This is a genomic window from Campylobacteraceae bacterium, from assembly GCA_013215945.1.
In the GTDB taxonomy this organism is placed as follows: domain Bacteria; phylum Campylobacterota; class Campylobacteria; order Campylobacterales; family Arcobacteraceae; genus NORP36.
Window position 1 is genome coordinate 36,410 of sequence record JABSOM010000008.1, and the last position, 21,958, is coordinate 58,367.

Genomic DNA, 21,958 nt, shown 5'->3' on the forward strand with positions numbered 1-21,958 from the left:
AATGAAATATGCAAATAATGTTACAGGTTTAATTGGAAATACACCTCTTGTTAAGTTACAAAAAGCAAGTACAAATGGTACAACTGTTTTAGGAAAATGTGAATTTATGAATCCTACTCATTCTGTTAAAGATAGAATTGGTTTGAATATGATTCAAACAGCTCTTGATAATGGTGATATTCAAAAAGATACCACTATTATTGAACCAACATCTGGAAATACTGGAATCGCTTTAGCATCAGTTTGTGCTGCATTTGGTCTTAAATTAATTCTTACTATGCCTTCATCAATGAGTATTGAGAGAAGAAAATTATTAAAAGCCTTAGGTGCTGAACTTGTATTAACTGAACCTGCAAAAGGAATGAAAGGTGCGGTTGATGCTGCTAAAGAATTAGCAAACGAAACTCCTAACTCTTTTGTACCACAACAATTTGCAAATCCTGCAAATCCAGAAATTCATAGACTTACAACTGCAAAAGAAATTTTAGCAGATACAGATGGGAAAATTGATATTTTAATTTCTGCTATTGGTACAGGTGGTTCTATTACAGGAATTGCGGAAGTATTAAAAGCACACAATAAAGATATTAAAATTATTGCTATTGAACCAGAAGCTTCTCCTATATTATCAGGTGGAAAACCAGGTCCTCATAAAATTCAAGGAATTGGAGCAGGTTTCATTCCAGAAGTTTTAGATACAAAAATTTATGATGAAGTAATTCAAGTTTCAAATGAAGATTCAATTTTAACTTCAAGAGCCCTAGCAAAAGAAGAAGGTTTATTAGTAGGTATTTCTTCAGGAGCAAATGCTTTTGTTGCACAACAAGTAGCTGCAAGAAGTGAAAATGCTGGAAAAGTTATTGTAACTATTTTATGTGATACAGGTGAGCGTTACTTAACTACAGGTTTATATGATGTTGATGAGGAATAATCCTTATCAACATATAAGAAGGGTAATGAATGCAAGACAAAGCGTATAGATCTATAGTTAAAACTATCTCTTGGCGAACCGTAGGAACACTTGATACTGTCATCATCTCATATTTTATAACAGGGGATTTAAAAATGGCAGCATCTATTGGTTCTATTGAGCTTTTTACAAAAATGATTTTATATTATTACCATGAGAGGTTATGGAATAAAATTTCTTTTGGAAAAAAACCAACAAACAACGATTATCAGATTTAGGAATACTATGAATATTGCACAATTAAATAAAAAATTTAGCACTTCGACTCCACAAGAAGTATTAGAATATTTTTTAAAAGAGTATGAACAAGATGCCGCTTTGTCTTCAAGTTTTGGAGCAGAAGACCAAGTACTTACCCATATGATGTTAGATATAAATAAAGAAGCCAATATCTTTACTTTAGATACAGGGCGTTTACATCCAGAGACTTATGCAGTTATGGATGCAACAAACCTAAAATATGGAACAAAAGTACATGTGTTTTTTCCAAAACACGAAGAAGTTCAAGAACTGTATTCCTCTCAAGGAATTAATGGTTTTTATGAATCCATTGAGAAAAGAAAAAGCTGCTGTTTTACAAGAAAAATTGAACCCTTACAAAGAGCACTTAAACCTCTTAAGGTTTGGATTACAGGATTAAGAGCCTCTCAAAGTGTTACTAGAGAGAGTTTAAATATTATTGAGTTTGATGAAACAAATGATGTTATAAAAGTAAATCCTTTATTATTATGGGATGAAGAACAAGTATGGAATTATATTAAAGAAAATAAAGTTCCATATAATAAATTACACGATAAAGGTTTTCCTTCTATTGGTTGTGCTCCTTGTACAAGAGCTGTAGCAAAAGGCGCAGATGTACGAAGTGGAAGATGGTGGTGGGAAAACCCCGAACACAAAGAGTGTGGTTTACATGTTAAATAAAAATACTACAAGTTAAAAGTTAGGAAAATAAGAATGATAAATACCGAAAGATTAACACATTTAAAACAATTAGAAGCAGAATCTTTACATATTATGAGAGAAGTAGTAGCAGAATTTGATAACCCTGCAATGCTTTACTCAGTTGGAAAAGATTCAGCAGTAATGTTGCATTTAGCTCAAAAAGCATTTTATCCTGCAAAACTTCCTTTTCCTTTAGTGCATGTTGATACTACATGGAAATTCAAAGAAATGATTGAATTTAGAGATCAAATGCAGAAAAAACTTGGGTTTGAACTATTGGTTCATAAAAATCAAGATGGAATAGATCAAGGAATTGGCCCTTTTACTCATGGCTCTGCTGTACATACAGATATTATGAAAACAGCCGGTTTAAAACAAGCTTTAAACAAATGGAAATTTGATGCTGTTTTTGGAGGCGCTAGAAGAGACGAAGAAAAATCTCGTGCAAAAGAGAGAATTTATTCGTTCAGAGATGAAAAACACAGATGGGATCCTAAAAACCAAAGACCTGAATTATGGAATATTTATAATTCACGTGTTAAAAAAGGGGAGTCTATTCGAGTTTTTCCATTATCTAACTGGACAGAATTAGATATCTGGCAATATATTTACTTAGAAGGTATTCCTATTGTTCCTTTATATTTTGCAAAAAAACGTCCGGTTGTTATGCGTGATGGTGTGAAAATAATGGTTGATGATGACAGATTACCTCTAAAAGAGGGTGAAGTTCCAAAAATGGAATCGGTACGATTTAGAACACTTGGATGTTATCCTTTAACAGGGGCTGTTGAGTCAACTGCATCAACTTTGCCAGAGATTATTCAAGAAATGTTATTAACAAAAACGAGCGAGCGCCAAGGAAGAGTTATTGATAATGATTCTGCTGGTTCGATGGAGAAGAAAAAAATAGAGGGGTACTTTTAAGATGTCAATTCAAGAAGATAAAATAGCAAAAGATATAGAAAGTTATTTAAAAGAACACGAAAACAAACAATTATTGAGGTTCATAACTTGTGGAAGTGTTGATGATGGAAAATCTACTTTAATTGGAAGATTATTACACGATTCAAAAATGATTTTTGAAGATCAATTAGCAGCTATTAAAAAAGATTCTATTAAATCAGGGACTACTGATGGTGAATTTGATTTGGCTTTATTGGTTGATGGTTTACAAAGCGAGCGTGAGCAAGGTATTACTATTGATGTAGCTTATAGATATTTTGCAACCGATAAAAGAAAATTTATCATAGCAGATACCCCAGGTCATGAACAATATACTAGAAATATGGCAACAGGTGCTTCAACAGCAGATCTTGCAATTATTTTAATTGATGCAAGATATGGGGTTCAAACACAAACAAGACGTCATAGTTTTATTACTAAACTTTTAGGAATCAAACATTTAATTATTGCAATTAATAAAATGGATTTGGTTGATTTTAAAGAAGACAGATACAATGAAATTGTTGCAGATTATGAAGAGTTTGCCGATGAAATTGGATTAACTTCTGATATTACTATGATTCCATTATCTGCTTTAAACGGCGATAATGTTGTAAATGTAAGTGAAAAATCTCCTTGGTACAAGGGTGATACTTTAATGCATACGCTTGAACATTTAGAGATTTCAAGTGACAGAGATTTAACACACTTTAGAATGCCTGTTCAATATGTAAACAGACCGAATCTAAACTTTAGAGGTTTTTGTGGAACTATTGCTGCTGGTATTATTTCTGTTGGTGATGCAATTACTGTTTTACCTTCAGGAAAAAGCTCAACAGTTAAAGAAATTGTTACTTATGATGGCAACCTTCCTTATGCTTATGCACAACAAGCTATTACGATTACATTAAACGATGAAATAGATATTTCACGTGGTGATATTTTAGTAAAAAGTGATGAACAAGCAGATATGGGAACAGACTTTGATGTTAATCTTGTTTGGATGGATGATAAACCTTTAATTAAAGGAACCTCTTATTATATTAAAAGAGCTGCAACTGTAACAACAGGAACTATTGACTCTTTTTATCATAAAACCAATGTTAATACAATGGAGCAAGAACCATGCAATACATTAAATTTAAATGAAATAGCACATGCAAAACTATCTTTAAATCAAACCATTGCATATGATGCATACGATCATATTAAAGCAATGGGTTCTTTTGTTATTATTGATAGAATTACTAATAATACTGTAGGTGCTGGGATGATTGTTAAAAAATCAGAAGAAACTACAAAAACAAGTATTAATGAGCACTCAGAATTTGAGATTGAATTTAATGCCCTAGTTCGAAAACACTTTCCTCATTGGGAAGCTAAAGAAGTTTTATAATTTCAAAAAATAACTTTTTACTCTCATAACTAATGAGAGTAATAAGTCCTTAATAATAAATTCCACTCTTTTCCAATATCTATAAAAACTTTTTATTTTCTTGTATAATATAATTAAATTATCTTATCTTTATTGATTAAATATACGGTCATGCACAATAAAATATTTAGCTTATCTTTATATTAAGAAAAAGAAATTTTTACTAAATATTATTTATTTCAAGATAAAATTATAAAGTGAAAAATTATCCAAATACTTTGACAAATAAATAGAAGTTCATAAGTTCTAGAAGAGATTTATTGTACAATGTCAAAAATACATTTCTAGAAATAAGAAGATTAAATGGAAAAACTTTATCGACCCTTTATACATGAAAATACAAAAACACTTGATTTTGTAAGATACAATACTATTGGGAAACATAAAAAACTGTATTTCGATTACACCGCTTCTGGTTTAGGTTTTAGACAAATTGAAAACAGAATGCATGATGTACTTGAAACCTATGCAAATACTCATTCAAAAGAAGCATCCATGGCTTCAAGAACCAATGATTATTATTTAGAAGCCCTAGAATCTTTGCATCGATCTCTTGGCGTATCTAAGGATTTTTCTATTATTCCAACAGGAAATGGGGCAACAGCTGCTATTAAAAAATTTCAAGAATTACTTGGGATTTATATTCCTCCAGCAACAACAAAAAGATTTAAAATCACTGTTAATAAATCTAAACTTCCTTTGGTTCTTGTAGGACCTTATGAACATCATTCAAATGAAGTTACCTACAGAGAAGCCTTATGTGAAGTACAAAGAATACCCTTAAGTAAAGATGGTTTAATCAACTTGGTTTTATTAGAAGATATTTTAAAAGACAATAGAAACAGAGAAATAATTGGGGCTTTTTGTACCGCTTCTAATGTAACAGGTATTATTACTCCTTACGAAGAAATATCTAAAATTTTGAGAAGATACAAAGCCCTTGTAGTTTTTGATGCAGCTGCATCCTCTTCTTATATGAATATCCCTTGTGAACTTTATGATGTAATGTTCTTATCTCCTCATAAATTATTAGGGGGGCCTGGTTCTTGTGGTTTGTTAATTGCGCGAAATACAATTATTGATACAGAGATTCCTCCTACTTTTGCAGGGGGAGGAACAGTTACTTATGTTAATAAAAAAAATCAATGGTTTGATCAAGATATTGTCACAAGAGAAACAGCTGGAACACCTGGGATTCTTCAATTAATTAAAGCTTCTTTATCCTATCAACTAAGAAATGAAATTGGTTTTGATTTTATTTCTTTAAAAAAAGAAAAACTGTACTCGTATTTTATAACTGAACTTCAAAAAATCCCTATGTGTACTATTTATGGAAACTTAGAGACTAAAAATATTGGGATTGTATCTTTTAATATAGGTATTATTGATCCTTATGAACTCTGCGATGCTTTGTCCACTCACTCAGGAGTACAAACAAGAGCAGGATGTTCTTGCGCAGGGCCTTATGGTCATGATCTGCTTGGATTAAAAGATCAAATTGAATTAGGGGAGAGACCGGGATGGTTAAGAATATCTCTTCATTATTCGCAAAAAATAGAAGAAATTGATACCCTTCTAGCTTCACTTACAACGTGTATAAAGAATTTTAGAGAATAAATTCTTTTGTTAATCAATGATTAAAGAAGCTAGTTTATAATTACGTATGCATTTTTTAATATTTATAAGCGTTTTTTTAAGCGCACAAGCTTTATTTTCTTATTACATTCAAAAACGTTTGGTTAATAAACTAGACCTACATTCAAAATACAAAAAAATCTTTCGCTATTTTTTAATACTTAACTTTTTTTCTATAGTCTTTTATATGGGTGCAAGATATTATCCTATGATACCTAACTGGTTATACTTCATATTATCCCTAAGCATAGGTCTTACTTTTGTTCTGTTTTCTTTGACTTTTATTTATGATCTGCTTTCTTTTGCTCTTAAAAAAACACCTATGCAAACAAGCAGAAGAAACTTTTTCAAAAAATCTTTAGATGTTTCTACCATTGTTATAGGAACCACTTTGACTGCTAAATCTATGTACAATGCAAAACATTATATTGTAGAAGAAATAGATGTAAAAATTAAAGACCTAAAAAAAGAATATACAATAGTACAATTAAGTGATGTACATATTGGGGGTTTAATTGATCAAGCTTTTATTAAAACTTTGGTTAAAAAAGTCAATAGTTTAAATGCTGATATTGTTGTTATTACGGGAGATTTAGTAGATACATCCTTAAAATATGCTCAAAGTTCTTTGGATGAATTGCAATATTTAAAAAGTAAATACGGTGTATATTTCATCTCTGGAAACCATGAGTTTTATCACAATATTGATGCTATCTTATTTTCACTTGAAAATCTAGGAATAAAAGTACTAGACAATGAACATGTTTATATTGGAGAAAAAAATCAAGGTTTTAATCTGGCTGGAGTTCATGATGTTTATGGCTATAAATATGGAGCCTATCAACCCGATATCAAAAAAGCTCTCCAAGGGAAGAAAAACTCTCCCACTGTTCTTTTGGCACATCAACCCAGATTTATAGAAGAAGTTCCTTCAAGTGTAGATTTGGTACTCTCAGGCCATACACATGGAGGACAAATTATACCTTTTAATTTTTTGGTTTCATTGGTGCAACCTTATGTAAGAGGTCTTCATCAACATAATCTTAGTACTCAAATTTATGTAAACAAAGGTACAGGATTTTGGGGACCTCCTATGCGTTTAGGGGCAAGCTCAGAAATCACACATTTTCATCTTAAAAAAGCCTAAGTCCTTGATTTAACTCAAGGTAAAATATCCAAAAAACTGTAATACTTAATAAAAAGAATAAAGTATGGAAAACACTAAATTTGACAGTGAAATACAAACCTTAAGTAAATTTGTTCATATGTACTGCCAAGGCAATAAACATAAAAACCGCTTTTCTAGAGAAGTGGAATTAGATTATAAAAATAAAAGCTATTTTTATAACCTTAATTTATGTGAAGACTGTTATAAAACAATCTCTTACTCTTTTGTGAAACTTCAAAAATGCCCTCATGAGATTAAACCACGATGCAGACACTGTTCCAAACCTTGTTATAATACGCTTAAGTGGAATGAACTTAGCACTATTATGCGCTATTCTGGAATCAGACTGGGACTTACAAAATTAAAAAATAAAGTTAGGAATTTTTTTAGCTCTTAAGTTTTACTTTGTTCATAAGCAAGAATAATTCTTTTTCTATTCTCTCCCCATTTGTATCCACCAAGAGCTGCGCTTTTAGTAAGAACTCTGTGGCAAGGAATTAATAAAGCAATATGATTAGAAGCAATAGCTGAAGCAACCGCTCGTACGGCTTTTGTTTTTCCAATATTTAAAGCAATATCACTATAAGAAAGAATACATGAACTTGGAATACTAAGCAAGGCTTTCCAGACATTTATTTGAAAATTTGTTCCTTGAACATAAACATCCATTTTTTCTTTTTTTAAAAAAATCTTCTCTAAATAAACTTGTGCTTCTTCATTATTCAAAATAAGTTTTGCATTTTTCCATGTTTTTTCTAATCTTATTAACAATTCATTCTCATTATTATCACAAAATTCTAAAGCACAGATTCCTTTTTTTGTATACGCTAAAAGAGCTTTACCATAAGAACAATAAGCATATCCATAATATACATCTAAGTTTTCACCTGCTTGTTTATATTCATTAGGCGTAACGCCTACAAAATTAACAAAGAGTTCATGTAATCGACTAGAGCTTGATAAACCAAGCTCCAAACTTGTTTCGAATAAAGATTTAGATTCTAATAATTGCACTTTTGCATATTCCAAAGTAGTACTTTGCAAAAATTGCTTAGGAGTAATGCCTGCATATTCTTTAAAAAGTCTGGCAAAATGAAACTTACTCAAACCTATATTTGAAGCTACATCTTCTATTAAAGGTTGGTATTTATAATTTTTTTCATAATAATCAATAGCTTTTTTTATTTGCTCGTAATGTTCATAGTTTTTTATTTCACTCTTAGCCATAATCATCCTTATCAGTTGTCCCATACAAATTATATATTAACTTATCTGGATATATTTTAGTATAAATACCTAATTTGAGCAATCCGTTTCTTGCTAAATAAACTTAGTAGATAGGTTCATAAGAATTTTTTATAAACTTACTGCGTAAAATGAAGCTAAAACTGTTGTTATTTCTATTGTTATTACTATGATGTAATCTTTCATATTTTCTCCTTATTATAGGAGAAAATATTCTCCTATTTATTTTTTATTTTAATTTTTATTATTTGTTTTAAAGTAATATTCTTCATCATAAGTCTTTTTTAAAGACTCAAATAATATGAATAATATTCCTCATCTCTCTCATACTCTAAACTTTCATATAAAGCTTGTGCATTCTTATTGTTCTTATGTGTTTGTAAAAATATACCTTTTGAAGCATCTTCTTGTACCATCTCTTTTGCTTTTTGCATCAGTGCTTTGGCATATCCCCTTTTCCTATAATTTTCATCTACAAATAAATCATTGAGAATCCAGGACCTTTTTGCGGATACTGAAGAAAAACTGGGGTAAAGCTGTGTAAAAGCCAAGGCTTTATTCTCTTCATCAAAAATACAGAAGATTACAGACTCATTGTTTTGTACTCTTTGTTTTAAAAATTCTTCCGCTAAAGGTAAATCACTCTTTTGTCCATAAAAAACTCTGTAGGCATTAAAAACTTTTGCGACTTCTTTAACTTCGTTCAAACTTACTTTTTTAATATTAATTGACATTTTAAATCCTAGGTTTTAATTTTTTGGCATAAAAAAAAGGATGTGCTAAGAAGCACATCCTTTTTAAAATTATTAAATAATTTTAGTTAGAGAACTTCTTCGTTTTAGCTGTTCTTTTTCTCATATTAGCATCTAATTCTCTTTTTCTAACTCTAATAGAAATAGGAGTAACTTCAACTAATTCATCATCTTCAATCCACTCTAGTGCATTTTCTAGACCCATAACTTTTGGTGGAACTAACTTAATAGCTTCATCAGCACCTGATGATCTAACATTTGATTGTTGTTTGGCTTTAATAGGGTTAATATCTAAATCATTCCCTTTAGCATGTTGACCAACAACCATACCTGAGTAAACTTTATCTTGAGGTTTAATAAACATAACCCCTCTGTCTTGTAAGTTAAAGATTGAATACCCAACAGCTTCTCCAGCTTCCATAGAAACTAAAGCACCGTATTTTCTAGATTCAACAAAACCTGAATGAGGTCTGAAATCTAAGAAAGAGTGATTCATTACACCTTCACCTTTAGTATCAGTTAAGAACTCAGTTCTAATACCAATAAGTCCACGTGCAGGAATTTCGAATTCTAATCGTGTATAACCAGATCCCATTGGAACCATGTTTGTCATATTCGCTTTTCTTTTACCTAGTTTTTCAATAATTGTTCCTGTAAATTCATCAGGTGTATCAATTACTAAATGCTCAAATGGCTCCATTTTAACGCCATCTACAACTTTAATAATAACTTCTGGTCGTCCAATACAAAATTCGAAACCTTCTCTTCTCATATTTTCAGCTAAGATACAAATTTGTAACTCACCTCTACCATTTACTTTAAATTTACCCTCACCAATTTGCTCATAATTCATAGCAATATTAGTATTCATTTCAGAAGCTAATCTCTCATCAATTTTATTAGATGTAATAAATTTACCTTCAGTTCCAGCTAGTGGAGAATCATTTACTTGGAAAGTAATAGATAAAGTAGGCTCTTCAATATGCATAGGGTCTAAAGGCATTGGGTTTAAAGGATCACAAAGTGAATCTCCAACATCAATTGTTTCAAAACCAGCAACAGCGATAATATCACCCGTACCAGCTTTATCAATATCAAATCTCTCAATACCTTTAAATCCGATAAGTTTAGAAACTCTACCTTTAACTTTTTCACCATCAGCTTTAACTAAAAGAATAGTTTCACCCATAGAAATTGTTCCATTAAAGATTCTAGCAATTCCGATTTTTCCAATAAAGTTATCATAATCAAGTGTAAATACTTGTAATTGAAGACCATTATCATCAGATCCTGTTGGTTTTGGAACTTCTTTTAAAATCATGTCAAATAAAGGAGTTAAATCTTTATTTTCATCTTCTAAAGCAATTTTCGCATAACCATCTCTTGCAGCTGCATAAATAACTGGGAATTCTAACTGTTCTTCAGTAGCACCCATTTGGTCAAACAGGTCAAATACTTCATCAACAACTTTATCAGCATCAGAACCTGGTTTATCAATTTTATTTACAACTAAAATTGGTCTGTGTCCTAAAGATAAGGCTTTTTTAACAACAAACTTAGTTTGAGGCATAACACCTTCTTGAGCATCTACTAATAAAAGTACACAGTCAACCATTTTAAGAACACGTTCAACTTCTCCACCAAAGTCAGCATGGCCTGGAGTATCAATAATGTTAATTCTTACACCTTTGTAATCAACAGCAGTATTTTTAGAAAGAATAGTAATTCCTCTTTCTTTTTCAATATCATTACTATCCATTACTCGTTCACCTACGTCTTGGTGAGCCGTAAACGTCCCTGATTGTTTTAATAATTCATCTACTAATGTAGTTTTACCGTGATCAACGTGTGCAATTACAGCAATATTTCTAATATCTCTCATTTAAACTCTTTATGGTAATATTTTGCGCGAGTATACTAAATACAAGCTTAAATTAAGCATAATTTTATAATTATTCCTATTAATTTGTCATTAATCATGTAAATTATTATTAATTATCAAAATAAACCTTATTTGTTAATACAATATTTAGGAAAGTAAAATTAAAATATGTTTATAAAAACAAAGGAGGATAAAATGAATTACGATTTAATCTTAAAAGAAATACAAGAAGAAATACAGCCCTTATATAATAAAGGTAAAGTAGCATCTTATATTCCTGCTCTTAAAAATATAAATCCAAAACAGTTTGCTATGAGTATTCAGCTTTTTGATGGAACAAGTTTTCATATTGGAAATTACAATCAAAAATTTTCTATTCAAAGTATCTCAAAAGTATTTACTTTTACCCTTGCTTTGCATTTGTACGGAAAAGAGCTTTATAAAAATGTAGGACACGAGCCTTCAGGAGATCCTTTTAACTCTCTGGTTCAACTAGAATATGAAAATGGAATTCCAAGAAACCCTTTTATTAATGCAGGGGCATTGGTAACTACTGATTTATTAATTAATAAATACAAGGAAAAAACTTTTACCAAAGTCCTAGCTTTTATTCAAGAAATATCAAATAATAAAAATATTGTTTATGATAAAGAAGTAGCTGCTTCAGAAGAACAAACAGGGTATATGAATTTTGCACTTTTAAATATGATGAAAAGTTATAAAAATATTTCAAACGATATTAAGGAAGTAGCCCAAACCTATTTTAAACACTGCTCTATTTCAATGAGTACAAATGAACTCAGTCGCGCTATGCTTTTTTTAGCAAATCACGGAACAGACCCTCTTTCAAAAAAAGAATTTGTTACCCAATCCCAAGCCAAAAGAATTAATTCTTTGATGTTAACTTGTGGTCATTATGATGCTTCAGGGGATTTTGCTTTTAAAGTAGGACTTCCAGGAAAAAGTGGGGTAGGAGGAGGAATAGTTGCAATCATTCCAAATCTTATGGCTATTTCTGTGTATTCTCCAGAGCTTAATAAAAATGGAAACTCTTTAATAGGAACAAAAGCCCTAGAGTTGTTTACAACAAAAACGGGTCTATCGATTTTTTAAAGGCAAAAAATGAAAACATATATCTGGTCTCTTCCCACAAGAGTATTTCACTCTTGTTTGGTTCTTTTTATTGTAATCACTTATATAAGTGGAGACGATGATTATTTAAAAATTCATTCGGTGTTTGGTTATGGTATTGGGGTATTAATATTATTTAGATTATTATGGGGGAAAATTGGCCCTAAGTATTCAAACTTTAAAGATTTTAATCTTTCATTCAAAGAAGCACTTAATTATTCAAAAGATATTTTATTAAAAAAAGATACAAAGATTTATGCAGGTCATAATCCAGCAGCGTCTTTTGTTTTGTATTTTTTATTAATAACAATTGGTATTGTGGTATTAACAGGCCTTTTAGCTCTTGGAGAAGAACCCAATAAAGGTTATTTCAAATTCTTAAACACTTCTATTTTTGAAGATATTCACGAAATAATAGCAAACTTAATGCTTATCCTTATAGCTGTTCATATATCTGGCGTATTATTAGACAGATTCTTACATAAAGAACATGGTACTTTACAATCCATTGTTTTTGGGTATAAAAATATAAGTGGTGAAAGTGTAGTCTTAAGTTTTAAACAAAAGATTGTTTCATTTCTATTTTTTTGTTTGATGCTCTTTATTATGTATTTAACTGCAACAGATTTTGATCATTTGTTTTGATAGAGTTTTGGACGTTTATTTAGGGCTTAAAATTAAAAAATAAAGAGCAAAAAAAGCTCTTTATTTTAAAGTAAAAATTCTGTTCTTAGAATTTCATTGTAACAGAAGCATGTATTGTTCTTCTATCCCCTAAAAATTGTTTATTAACCCAATATTCTTTATCCGCAACATTATTAATATTTACTCTAAAAGTCAATGGTTTTTTCGTATCTTTAGTAGTATATTTGGCACCTATATTAACTAAGGTATATGAAGGCATTTTATCTGTATTCTCTTTATTCCCATAAAAACTTCCTGTGTAATTTATTCCTGTATTTAAAGAAATATCTTTTCTGGTAAAAGGAGTATATTCTAAATATACTTTGGCAAATTCATTAGCTACATCATCAGGGCGTTTTCCTTCATATTCTGGGTTTTGTTTATTTTCTTTTATTTTTGCATCTAGAAGCGTAAATCCACCTACTGCAGTTAAATTATCAGTAACTTTGCCTGTAAATGTAAACTCTAGACCTTGATGTACTTGTCTTCCATCTTGAACAAAAACAGGTGCATTGGCATTTGTAGAATCATAATACTCTAAACCTTTATCAATTTGAAATAATGCCAAGGTATAAAACATATTATTATTCGAATACTTTGCCCCCAGCTCAATTTGATTGCTTTTTAAGGGATCCATTGAATCTCCAGCATTTACAACTGCTGCTGAATTATGCGTATCCTTAGCAATTCCTCCTAGTTCTACACCTTCCATATAACTAGTATATAAACTTAAGTCCTCAAAAGGTTTATATACAAAAGAGATTGAAGGAGTTAAAGTACTCTCTTCATAGTTTTTGTCTTTGTATTGAAGATTTAAATAACTAACACCCACAAGCATAGACCATTTAGAATTAAACGTAATACTATCCCCAAAAGTAAGATTCTTACTTTTCATAAAATACTGCTTAGTATCCACAGATAATACTTTTGACGCAACAGGTACAGCAACATTTGTAGGTGAAGATAAAGATAACCCGCTTAAGTTCACAGTAGAGTTTGTATCATCCATATTATGAGTTGTCCAATGACTCTGGCTTGCTTGAACTCCTATGGTAGCCTGATGATTAACACTTCCTATATCAAAATCAACATCTACATACGCGTAAGCTCCTTTTCCATAAAGGTCATCTTCACTTGTATCATTTATTACTTCTTGCGAATACGTTCCGTTTGTTTGAATTGTATTGTCAGCAGAAAAACCACTTCTTGTTACTTTTTCTTGCATATATGCCGCTCTAAATTTGACAGAATCAGAGATATCCCACAATAAATTTGTACTATATCGTCTTACTTCGCTTTCTTGATAAGACCATTCTTGGCCCCAAATTTTATTAGAATCAATAGAAGATGCATCTGGTCTCGTAGCTCCACTTGCAATATTCCAATACGCTTGCCTTCCATCTAATCTATAATAACTATCAGATATAAGCCCTTGTAACAATACATTATCCGTAAGCTGATAATCTAATGTAAGATTAAATATGTTCTTTTTTAAGTTTTGATTTTTGACATGGGTTTCTCCATCTTGAGTAACAATATTTAATCTGTATGCAAATCTTCCTGCCTCATCTATAGGTGAGCTTAAATCTACGTGAGCATAAGGACCTTTTCCTCCCGCATTACCAAGTTTTACACTATATTGAGCAGTAGAACTTGGTCTTTTAGCTATAAAGTTTCTAATTCCACCTACAGGAGAGGGTCCATATAAAAACCCAGATGAGCCAGTAATTGTTTCTAATCTTTCATACTCTTCTACATTAGTATTATGTGTCCATTGCCATTTCTCTCTTCTCATTCCATCAAATGCCGAAGCAGAAGAAGAAAAACCTCGTAAAAAAACATATCCATTATTATTTTGTTGTTCACTCCAATTCATCTGCATAACTGGATTTATGCTATACAATTGATCTATTGATGTCGCATTCAAATTTTCCATATAATCTTTTGACATGACATTTAAGGAATAGGGAGTATCTTGTAAACTTTTTCCTTTCCATAAACCTACATCTGAACTTTTATATACTAAATACCCATCTTTACTTGTACCTAAATCAGAACTTTCTACAACTTCTACATCCTCTAAAGTAGAACTAGAAGAATTATTTATTTTCATCTTTTTGATGATTATAAGATCATTTTTAATTTCTGCTTTTAAATTAAAATCTTTTAGTATTTTATTTAAGGCTTTTAATCCACCTTCAATATTTTCTATACTTTTGCTTCTTTTTCCTTCTACAAACTTACTATCAACAACATAAGGTAAGTTTAAATCAGAAGTGATTAGTTTAATCACTTCTTTTAGAGGCATTGCCTCAAGTGTATAGTTTTTCGCAAGAAGATTAGATGAGATGAGCAATACTAAACTTGGTGCTATTAAGAAATTTTTTAATAATTTCATTCTTTCATTTCCTTTTAATAATGATTTTGAGAATTGTTCTCTACACATAGGACGTAAAAATTATACGAATAGGACCTAAAATGAAAAAGAATTTTACTATTTAATAAATTATTTCTTTTTATTAATACTAATAATATTCTTTTCTTCATTGATAATAAGGGGATGAATAGAAGAGATTGCTTCAAAAAACTTATTGGGTTTATCAAGGAAAAACTTTCCTGTAATAGCTAAAGAAGCTATTTTATCATCCACTTCTATTTTTTTTGTAATATATCTTGACAGTTCATTTACTGCCTCTTTTATACTTATATTATCAAAGAATATTTTATTATTTCTCCATAAAGCGATGTTATCTAAAGCTACTTTTTTAAGCGCTGTAACTTTTCCTAAAGAATTAACCGTAATTTCATCGCCTTTTGTCAAAAGAGAGAGTATACGTGGCGCTTTATTTTCATTGTAAACATAAGATACTTTTACTTTTCCAGAAGAAACACGAACTATGGTGCGTTTATCTAACTTTTTAACTTCAAAACTTGTACCCAATACCTGTATTTGCGTTGATCCTGATGTAATAATAAAAGGTCTCTTTACATCTCTATTTATATTAAAAAATACTTGTCCTTGCAGAAGTTCAACTCTTCGCTCGCTTACATAAAAACTAATATTTATTTTAGTTTTAGCATCAAGGGAGAGAAGAGAATCATCTGGTAAAAGTACTTCTTTAATGGGTTTTGTTTCACTTATTAAAGTATTAATATAAGAAGGAGAATAATACTCATTTACTTTAAAAGCCCCTACACAAATAGCCAAAATAAAAACAGCTGCACTTGCATAATATTTTAAGTTTCCAAAGATTTTTGATCTTTTTGCTGTTAGTAGAACCTCTTGTTCTAAATTGTTAAGGTATTCATCGTCAAAAGAAGCACAAATATTTTCAATTTTAGTGATTGAATCATAGTTTTTTTTATGTTCAATATCAGCGTTTATCCATCTTAAGAAAAGTTTTTCTTGGCTTAGAGATAAACCTTCTTTATTACATGAGTACCAATATGATGCTTCATTCTCTAGTTTTTCATTTTTAATCATACAATTCCCACTCATCTAAATCTATTTGTTCTTTCACTTTTGTTATGCCTCTTGTTATATGTTTTTGAACAGCATTAACACTAATTCCCATGATTTCTGATATTTTTTTTCGTGAGTAACCTTTCATTATATGTAAAACAAAAGCTTGTTTACTTCGTAGAGGTAGGTTTTCTATTATGGTTTTGATATCATCTTCTCTTGAATTAATTAAAGCTATTTCTTCAGGCTGTTCTTTTTTGGGGATAAAGTGTTCTGCTTCTTCGAAGATTACTTTTGGAAGTTTTTCTCTTTTTCGTACCTTATCAACAACAAGATTTCTAGCTACTTTATACAAAAAAGCCCGCTCGTTTTTTATCTGCATTGTTTTAGACTTTTCAAGAGTCTTCAAATAGGTTTCTTGTATGATGTCTGTTGATTTTTCCTTGTCACCTATCATTCTTTGAACATAGTAAACAAGTTCATTATAGTACTTTGTCATAGCTCCCAATTCTTTTTTGATAGATATTATCAAAAAGAAACTTAGAAACATCTATAGTAAAATAATTTAAAAAATAACTTATTTTATGTCATATTCCTACTAATAAGACGCAAGAATATCATGAATAGGACAAAGAAAAAAAAGAATTCATAAATTTAGTAAAAAAGTCTTTTTTTATTCGATATTGGCATTACTTTTTCTTATTTCATTGATTATTTTTTCTGTATTTTTAAAAGAGAAATAAATTGCAAGTAAAAATAAAATCAAACATATTGTAAAAAGAAATATTGTTAGATTACCCCAAATATTCGTATTATTCTTAGCTTGTGACAATTGTGTTGTCAAAGTCATTGAAGATGTTTGCATTGTTTCCATACCATTAACTTGACTCTCTTGGTTTTTTGAAAAACCTTCTTTAGGACTAATTCCTACTTGGATAAGTACATGATCAGGCCCACCATCCAAAACAATTTGGTAAGCTTCATTAGGAATACTTATTGTAAGTTCACTCTCATAAGGCAATCTTTTTTTATATAATATTTCTCCTGTACTAAGAGATTCAAACCTTATCATAGCTCCTGCTGCTTTATCACCTGTATTATAAGCCCCTACAATTGTAAGTGTATTGTCTTCATTATCGAGTACTTCCATTATTAAGTTATGTGAAAAGCCAAGTGTGCAAAATAAACTTAAAACTATTAATATTTTCTTCATTTTTTTCCTTTATAGTATTCTAGTCCAAAATTTTTGGGCCTCTTCTCTCGAGCTTGGTAGTTTTACACTTACATAAAATAAGATAAGAGCAAAAATAAAAAGTCCTATATCCACTCCTAAAATATTCCCCATGTTTTCATTCCATAATCTTACAGGTGAAAAACCACTAGAATAAAAATGAAGAAAAGGAGAAATAACAAAAAAAACTGCTGCTATTTTTAAAAACTGTTTCGCTGTTTCATAAGAATTTATCTTATAACACGCCCAAGTATAAGTAGCTATCCAAAAAACAGCAAACATTCCTTTTTGTAAAAGAAACCTGTCTTGCATATCAAAAGGTAAGATCCATTGAAGAACAAAGAGTAAACCCGTTGCAGGAATAACTCCTATCATAACAGCTAGGGATAATTTTCCCATACCTTGATAAACAGGAATATCTTTAGGAAAAACTTTGGCTTTTTTCTCTAACCACAATAACACGCCAAAACCTAAAGCAAAAGCAGAAATAAGCATTATAAAAACAACAAAAAACCTTGTAAAAGTATCCACTCCAAATAATTTATGAAGAAACATCATACTGTCATAAATAAGTCCAGACCAATGTTTATCCATTACTTTATTTTGAGATATTAAACTTCCATCAATCCCTTTTAGTGTGACACTAGGATCATTTGATATTCCGTTTAAAAAAGGCATATAAGGATTATAACCTTCGAGTTTAGCTTGGGCACTTGAATCTTTCCAGTTAATCAAAATTATTTTATTAAAATTAATATCAGGATTAATCTCTTGTGCTCTTTTTATAAGTTCATTCATTTTTAACATAGGCACAATATCGTTCTTTTTTTCAATTCTAGGCAAAGCAGGAAATAAAACAGGATCAGTTAATTTCCACTCTTGAAAAGTCTCACCTTTGGAAACAACGTAAGTCATAGGCATAGACATAGTCCAACCTATATTCATCAATGCCCCAGTTAAAGTAATAATAATAAAAGGAGGGAAAACCCAAGTAAATATTTTTCTGTGCCATTTTGAAAATCTACTTTGGGCATTTTTACCTGTATTATTAAACTTTTTTACAATAACAAGAACAAGCCCACCTACAACTAAAAATAATCCAGCAACCGCAACAAAACCAAAAAGCCAATAGCCAAAGTCTTTTAAAGGTCGTCCATAATGCATATGATTTAAAAACCTTGCAAGTTGAGACTGTTTGCCTTCGTTTTTCACTTCTTCATTGGTATTGGGATTAAAGATTCTTCTTTGTGTAAAAGGAGCATATATTGTAAGTGAGGGGTTTCCTCTGTAACCAGGAAGCCTTATTTGAACCCCATTTATCATAGGATAGTCAGGATCAGCCAAAACAGGGTCAATCATAGCCGAGTAGTTTATATTTCTAATATCTGGCATTGCATAATGTTTTGAAGGTTTTTCCCAAGCTGATATATATGGAAGTACAATAGCAAATATTCCAAAAAAAACAGATATATACATAAATAAAGAGAAAGTAATCCCTACAACTACATGTACTCTTAAAAGTCTTTGATTATTTTGTCTGCTTGCTTCTTTTTGTATTGATTGATTCATTCAAAAGCCTTAAAGATTATAAAAAATAACTAATAATATTGAAAATATAAAAGAGGGAACAAAAACTCTCATCAAAGCAATCCATTTAGTAAGAGCTATGCTTATCCATAAAGAACACATAGCCCAAACAATAGTATGAAAAACTATTGGTACAGTTAGACTTTCACCAACCGTTCCAGGAAGTAAAAAAACCAATAAAGTCATAGCCAAATAAGAAAGAAAGCAGCCACCAAAAATAGAACATATTGTTCTAAATAAACCTATTTTACGGCCATTATTTTCTATTTTTGATAGTTCTTTATATAAAGCATAATATTTATTCACGTTTTTCCTTTAAAAAGTAATGAACTTCCATAATATAAGACGGATTAGGTGATAAAAACGGACAGGTTTTCAAAAAAACTTTGAGATTTTTTGTTTTCTAAATAAAAAATAAGAATTCTCAAAGTCTTTTTAAATAACGCTCATTTATGTAGCGTTATTTATATAAAATTTTATTAGAACGTATAGTTTAGTTTCATAGTTATATTTCTAGGGTCACCATATCGGTATCTTGCACCATAAAAAATATTAGAATAATATTCTTTATCAAATAAATTGTTTACATTTACTTGAAGTGATAAATCATCTTTTAAGTCATATTTTCCCATGATATTTACTAAGTAATATGATTCTTGATAGATTCTTTCATTTTTACTCGTTGAAGGATTTTTAGCTGTTTCATAAAATTTACTTTGCCAGTTTATTCCAGCACCTAAACTTAATTTATTTACAGTATATTTAGTAGAAAGTGTTATTTGCGTTTTTGCTTCATTTGTAACTATAACTTTACCCTCTTCATCTTTTGCAGAATAATGTGATAAACCAAAATCTACATTCCAGTTATCATTTATTTCTCCGGATACTTCAATTTCAATACCTTTAGAAACAACCCCCTCAGCTAATTTATAGGCTTGATCACTTGTACTTAAGACAACATTTGAACCATCTTTAACAGCTAATTTATCTTGCTCAATTCTGAATAAACTTATAGCACTGTTTAATGAGTCATCAAAAAATGAACTTTTTAATCCTACTTCATAAGAATTTCCTTCTTTAGGATCTAAAGCGTCACCATTTACATCCTTGTTCTTTGTTTGAGGTTTAAAAATATTTGTATAACTTGTATAAACAGAGTGCTGTTCATTTAAATCATATACTAGGCCTGCAAAAGGAGTTATATTATTTTGAAAAGTAAAATATTCATTATCTTCATTGTATTTCCAAGTAGATACTCTTGTTCCTAAAATTAACTTTAAATCATCTGCTAAAGAAAATTTAGCAACCGAATAAATACCTAATTGTTCTGTTTCATTAGCGTACGTACCATCAGGAGTGTATGTGGGAGTAGTTGTGGTACTGTTCCAATTGTATACACTGCTAGTTAAAGGATTTCCACCTATATACCACTCTCCTTTTGTTTTATCTCTGCTATACATCAAACCTGCCACAAGTTCATGATCCCTGTTTCCTAAAGTAAAGGGAAGGGATGAATATATATCTACCGCATGTGTTTCTCTTTCTTCTAAGTCATTCCAAGCTTCAGAAAGTGTTAAGTTTCCTGTTGTTATATTAGGAAAAGAAGATCTCTCCCAAAATCTAACTTCATCAATGTCATTTTTGATATAAGAATAATTTGCTGTTACTTTAGCCTCGTTATTAAAAACATGTTCAAGTTTGGCAGAAGCAGAAATTGTTTCAAAATAGTGATACGCATCATCTCCCCCAAAATTAGAAGACTTATCAAAATTAGCTCTACTTCCATCTGAGAAATATATAGGAAGCCCAGCCCCTGTAAAATTTTCATTATTAAACTCTTGTTTACTAAAAGTAAGTGATAATAATGTGTTATCCCCTAAATCAGCTTCAAAAGCAGTATAAATTGTATTTTCATCTTCATTATAATTATCTATAAAAGAATCATTTTGTTTATACGAAGCAATAATTCTTCCTCTTATACTTCCCTCTTCATTAAGGCCTGATGATAAATCAACACTTGTTCCATATGCATTCCAAGAACCTACTTCTACTTCAAGAGAGCCTTTAAAGTCCTTACTTGTGGCTCTCTTTTTTACATAATTTATACTTGCCGCTGGATTTCCAGCTCCACTAGTTAAACCATTTGCACCTCTTACAATTTCAACTCTATCATATATTATTAAACTTTCTTGTCCTTGATTATTATACGTCGTAGGAATTCCATCAACTTGATAATAATCTACTTTAAAGCCTCTGCTATAGATTTTATTATTTGTCATATAATATTTTTGCATATTGATTCCAGCTGTTGCTGCTGCTACATCTTCAAAAGAATTTATATTATTATCTTTAATTTTTTGATTGGTTAGTACTTTAATACTTTGAGGCGTTTCTTTTAGTGATAAGTTAAGTTTTGTAGCTGTGCTCATTGAAGCTATTGTATAAGAACTGCTATTTTCTGTGTTATTATCTGCATGTTCAATAACTTCAACATCCTCTAATGTAGAAGAAGAATTATTCGCTTTAATTTTTACAATTACAATCGTATTATTTGAGATTACTGCTTTTAAACCACTACCTTTTAGAAGCGCTTTTAAAGCTTGTTCTAAACCTTCTATATTTTTAATAGGATTTGCTTTTTTTCCTTTTAAAATATTTTTATCTACTGCGAATGGTAGTTTTGCTATTTTTGATATTTTTGTGATAGCTTCACTTAAAGAGTCTGTTTTTATACTGTAGGTTTCTAGTGAGTATAAACTACTTGATAGGAGCAGTACCAAGCTTGGAGCGACTAATATTTTACTTAATAGTGTCATTTTCTTTCCTTTTGATAATAACGACTTTGATAATTGTTATCTGCTAAAGAAGACGAGAGAGATGAATATTCGTGA

At 30.3% G+C, this 21,958-nt stretch carries 20 protein-coding genes; 10 read left to right on the forward strand and 10 right to left on the reverse strand.

Translation table 11 applies throughout. The features are described 5' to 3' along the window. Position 1 precedes the first annotated feature (1 nt). The 8 genes from cysK to HRT41_09665 all read left to right on the forward strand — a co-directional run bounded on the left by cysK (position 2) and on the right by HRT41_09665 (position 7,489). Positions 2 to 931, forward strand: a complete 930-nt coding sequence (cysK, locus tag HRT41_09630; GenBank protein ID NQY24284.1) for a cysteine synthase A — start codon at positions 2 to 4, stop codon at positions 929 to 931. A 29-nt stretch (positions 932 to 960) separates the two neighbouring features. Continuing rightward, complete coding sequence (locus tag HRT41_09635; GenBank protein NQY24285.1) at positions 961 to 1,188, forward strand: DUF2061 domain-containing protein; 228 nt, start codon at positions 961 to 963, stop codon at positions 1,186 to 1,188. Between the two features lie 7 nt (positions 1,189 to 1,195). Then, on the forward strand, positions 1,196 to 1,891 hold the full coding sequence (locus tag HRT41_09640) for a phosphoadenylyl-sulfate reductase (GenBank protein ID NQY24286.1): 696 nt from the start codon (positions 1,196 to 1,198) through the stop codon (positions 1,889 to 1,891). A gap of 33 nt (positions 1,892 to 1,924) precedes the next feature. After that, on the forward strand, positions 1,925 to 2,836 hold the full coding sequence (gene cysD, locus HRT41_09645; GenBank protein NQY24287.1) for a sulfate adenylyltransferase subunit CysD: 912 nt from the start codon (positions 1,925 to 1,927) through the stop codon (positions 2,834 to 2,836). Between the two features lies 1 nt (position 2,837). Then, a complete protein-coding gene (gene cysN / locus HRT41_09650) occupies positions 2,838 to 4,250 on the forward strand; it encodes a sulfate adenylyltransferase subunit CysN (GenBank protein ID NQY24288.1) in 1,413 nt (470 codons plus the stop codon). A 342-nt stretch (positions 4,251 to 4,592) separates the two neighbouring features. Continuing rightward, entirely contained in the window at positions 4,593 to 5,906 is a 1,314-nt protein-coding gene (locus HRT41_09655) for an aminotransferase class V-fold PLP-dependent enzyme (protein ID NQY24289.1), read from the forward strand. 46 nt (positions 5,907 to 5,952) lie between these two features. After that, positions 5,953 to 7,071 carry a metallophosphoesterase gene (locus HRT41_09660; protein ID NQY24290.1) on the forward strand — a complete coding sequence of 373 codons (1,119 nt, stop codon included), beginning with the start codon at positions 5,953 to 5,955 and terminating at the stop codon, positions 7,069 to 7,071. Positions 7,072 to 7,135: 64 nt separating this feature from the next. Continuing rightward, a complete protein-coding gene (locus HRT41_09665; protein NQY24291.1) occupies positions 7,136 to 7,489 on the forward strand; it encodes a nitrous oxide-stimulated promoter family protein in 354 nt (117 codons plus the stop codon). Here the strand turns inward: HRT41_09665 and HRT41_09670 are convergent. From HRT41_09670 to typA, 3 genes are all read right to left on the reverse strand, one after another. Beyond that, positions 7,486 to 8,319: a methylated-DNA--[protein]-cysteine S-methyltransferase gene (locus HRT41_09670; GenBank protein ID NQY24292.1), complete on the reverse strand. Its 834-nt coding sequence runs from the start codon at positions 8,317 to 8,319 to the stop codon at positions 7,486 to 7,488. The genes HRT41_09665 and HRT41_09670 overlap by 4 nt on opposite strands. A gap of 302 nt (positions 8,320 to 8,621) precedes the next feature. Beyond that, positions 8,622 to 9,071, reverse strand: coding sequence for a GNAT family N-acetyltransferase (locus HRT41_09675; GenBank protein NQY24293.1), 450 nt, complete (start codon positions 9,069 to 9,071; stop codon positions 8,622 to 8,624). An 82-nt stretch (positions 9,072 to 9,153) separates the two neighbouring features. Continuing rightward, the gene (typA, locus tag HRT41_09680) at positions 9,154 to 10,971 is read right to left on the reverse strand and encodes a translational GTPase TypA (GenBank protein ID NQY24294.1); all 1,818 of its coding nucleotides are present in this window, start codon (positions 10,969 to 10,971) and stop codon (positions 9,154 to 9,156) included. Between the two features lie 195 nt (positions 10,972 to 11,166). On the opposite strand from typA, the gene HRT41_09685 reads away from it, so the two are divergent. Together HRT41_09685 and HRT41_09690 are read left to right on the forward strand one after the other, a co-directional pair. Next, positions 11,167 to 12,084, forward strand: a complete 918-nt coding sequence (locus HRT41_09685) for a glutaminase (GenBank protein NQY24295.1) — start codon at positions 11,167 to 11,169, stop codon at positions 12,082 to 12,084. 9 nt (positions 12,085 to 12,093) lie between these two features. After that, positions 12,094 to 12,747, forward strand: coding sequence for a cytochrome b/b6 domain-containing protein (locus HRT41_09690; protein ID NQY24296.1), 654 nt, complete (start codon positions 12,094 to 12,096; stop codon positions 12,745 to 12,747). A gap of 85 nt (positions 12,748 to 12,832) precedes the next feature. Here HRT41_09690 and HRT41_09695 read toward each other — a convergent pair whose 3' ends face one another. The 7 genes from HRT41_09695 to HRT41_09725 form a co-directional block, all read right to left on the reverse strand. Beyond that, complete coding sequence (locus tag HRT41_09695; GenBank protein NQY24297.1) at positions 12,833 to 15,184, reverse strand: TonB-dependent siderophore receptor; 2,352 nt, start codon at positions 15,182 to 15,184, stop codon at positions 12,833 to 12,835. 108 nt (positions 15,185 to 15,292) lie between these two features. After that, positions 15,293 to 16,270, reverse strand: coding sequence for a FecR domain-containing protein (locus HRT41_09700; protein NQY24298.1), 978 nt, complete (start codon positions 16,268 to 16,270; stop codon positions 15,293 to 15,295). Further along, entirely contained in the window at positions 16,263 to 16,748 is a 486-nt protein-coding gene (locus tag HRT41_09705; protein ID NQY24299.1) for a sigma-70 family RNA polymerase sigma factor, read from the reverse strand. The genes HRT41_09700 and HRT41_09705 overlap by 8 nt, the downstream gene beginning before the upstream one ends. Before the next feature lie 174 nt (positions 16,749 to 16,922). Continuing rightward, positions 16,923 to 17,462 (reverse strand): hypothetical protein, encoded by a 540-nt coding sequence (locus HRT41_09710; GenBank protein NQY24300.1) that lies wholly within the window; start codon positions 17,460 to 17,462, stop codon positions 16,923 to 16,925. 9 nt (positions 17,463 to 17,471) lie between these two features. Further along, positions 17,472 to 19,049: a PepSY domain-containing protein gene (locus tag HRT41_09715; GenBank protein NQY24301.1), complete on the reverse strand. Its 1,578-nt coding sequence runs from the start codon at positions 19,047 to 19,049 to the stop codon at positions 17,472 to 17,474. 9 nt (positions 19,050 to 19,058) lie between these two features. After that, complete coding sequence (locus HRT41_09720) at positions 19,059 to 19,373, reverse strand: hypothetical protein (GenBank protein NQY24302.1); 315 nt, start codon at positions 19,371 to 19,373, stop codon at positions 19,059 to 19,061. Between the two features lie 173 nt (positions 19,374 to 19,546). Then, on the reverse strand, positions 19,547 to 21,883 hold the full coding sequence (locus HRT41_09725) for a TonB-dependent siderophore receptor (protein NQY24303.1): 2,337 nt from the start codon (positions 21,881 to 21,883) through the stop codon (positions 19,547 to 19,549). Between the last annotated feature and the right edge of the window lie 75 nt (positions 21,884 to 21,958).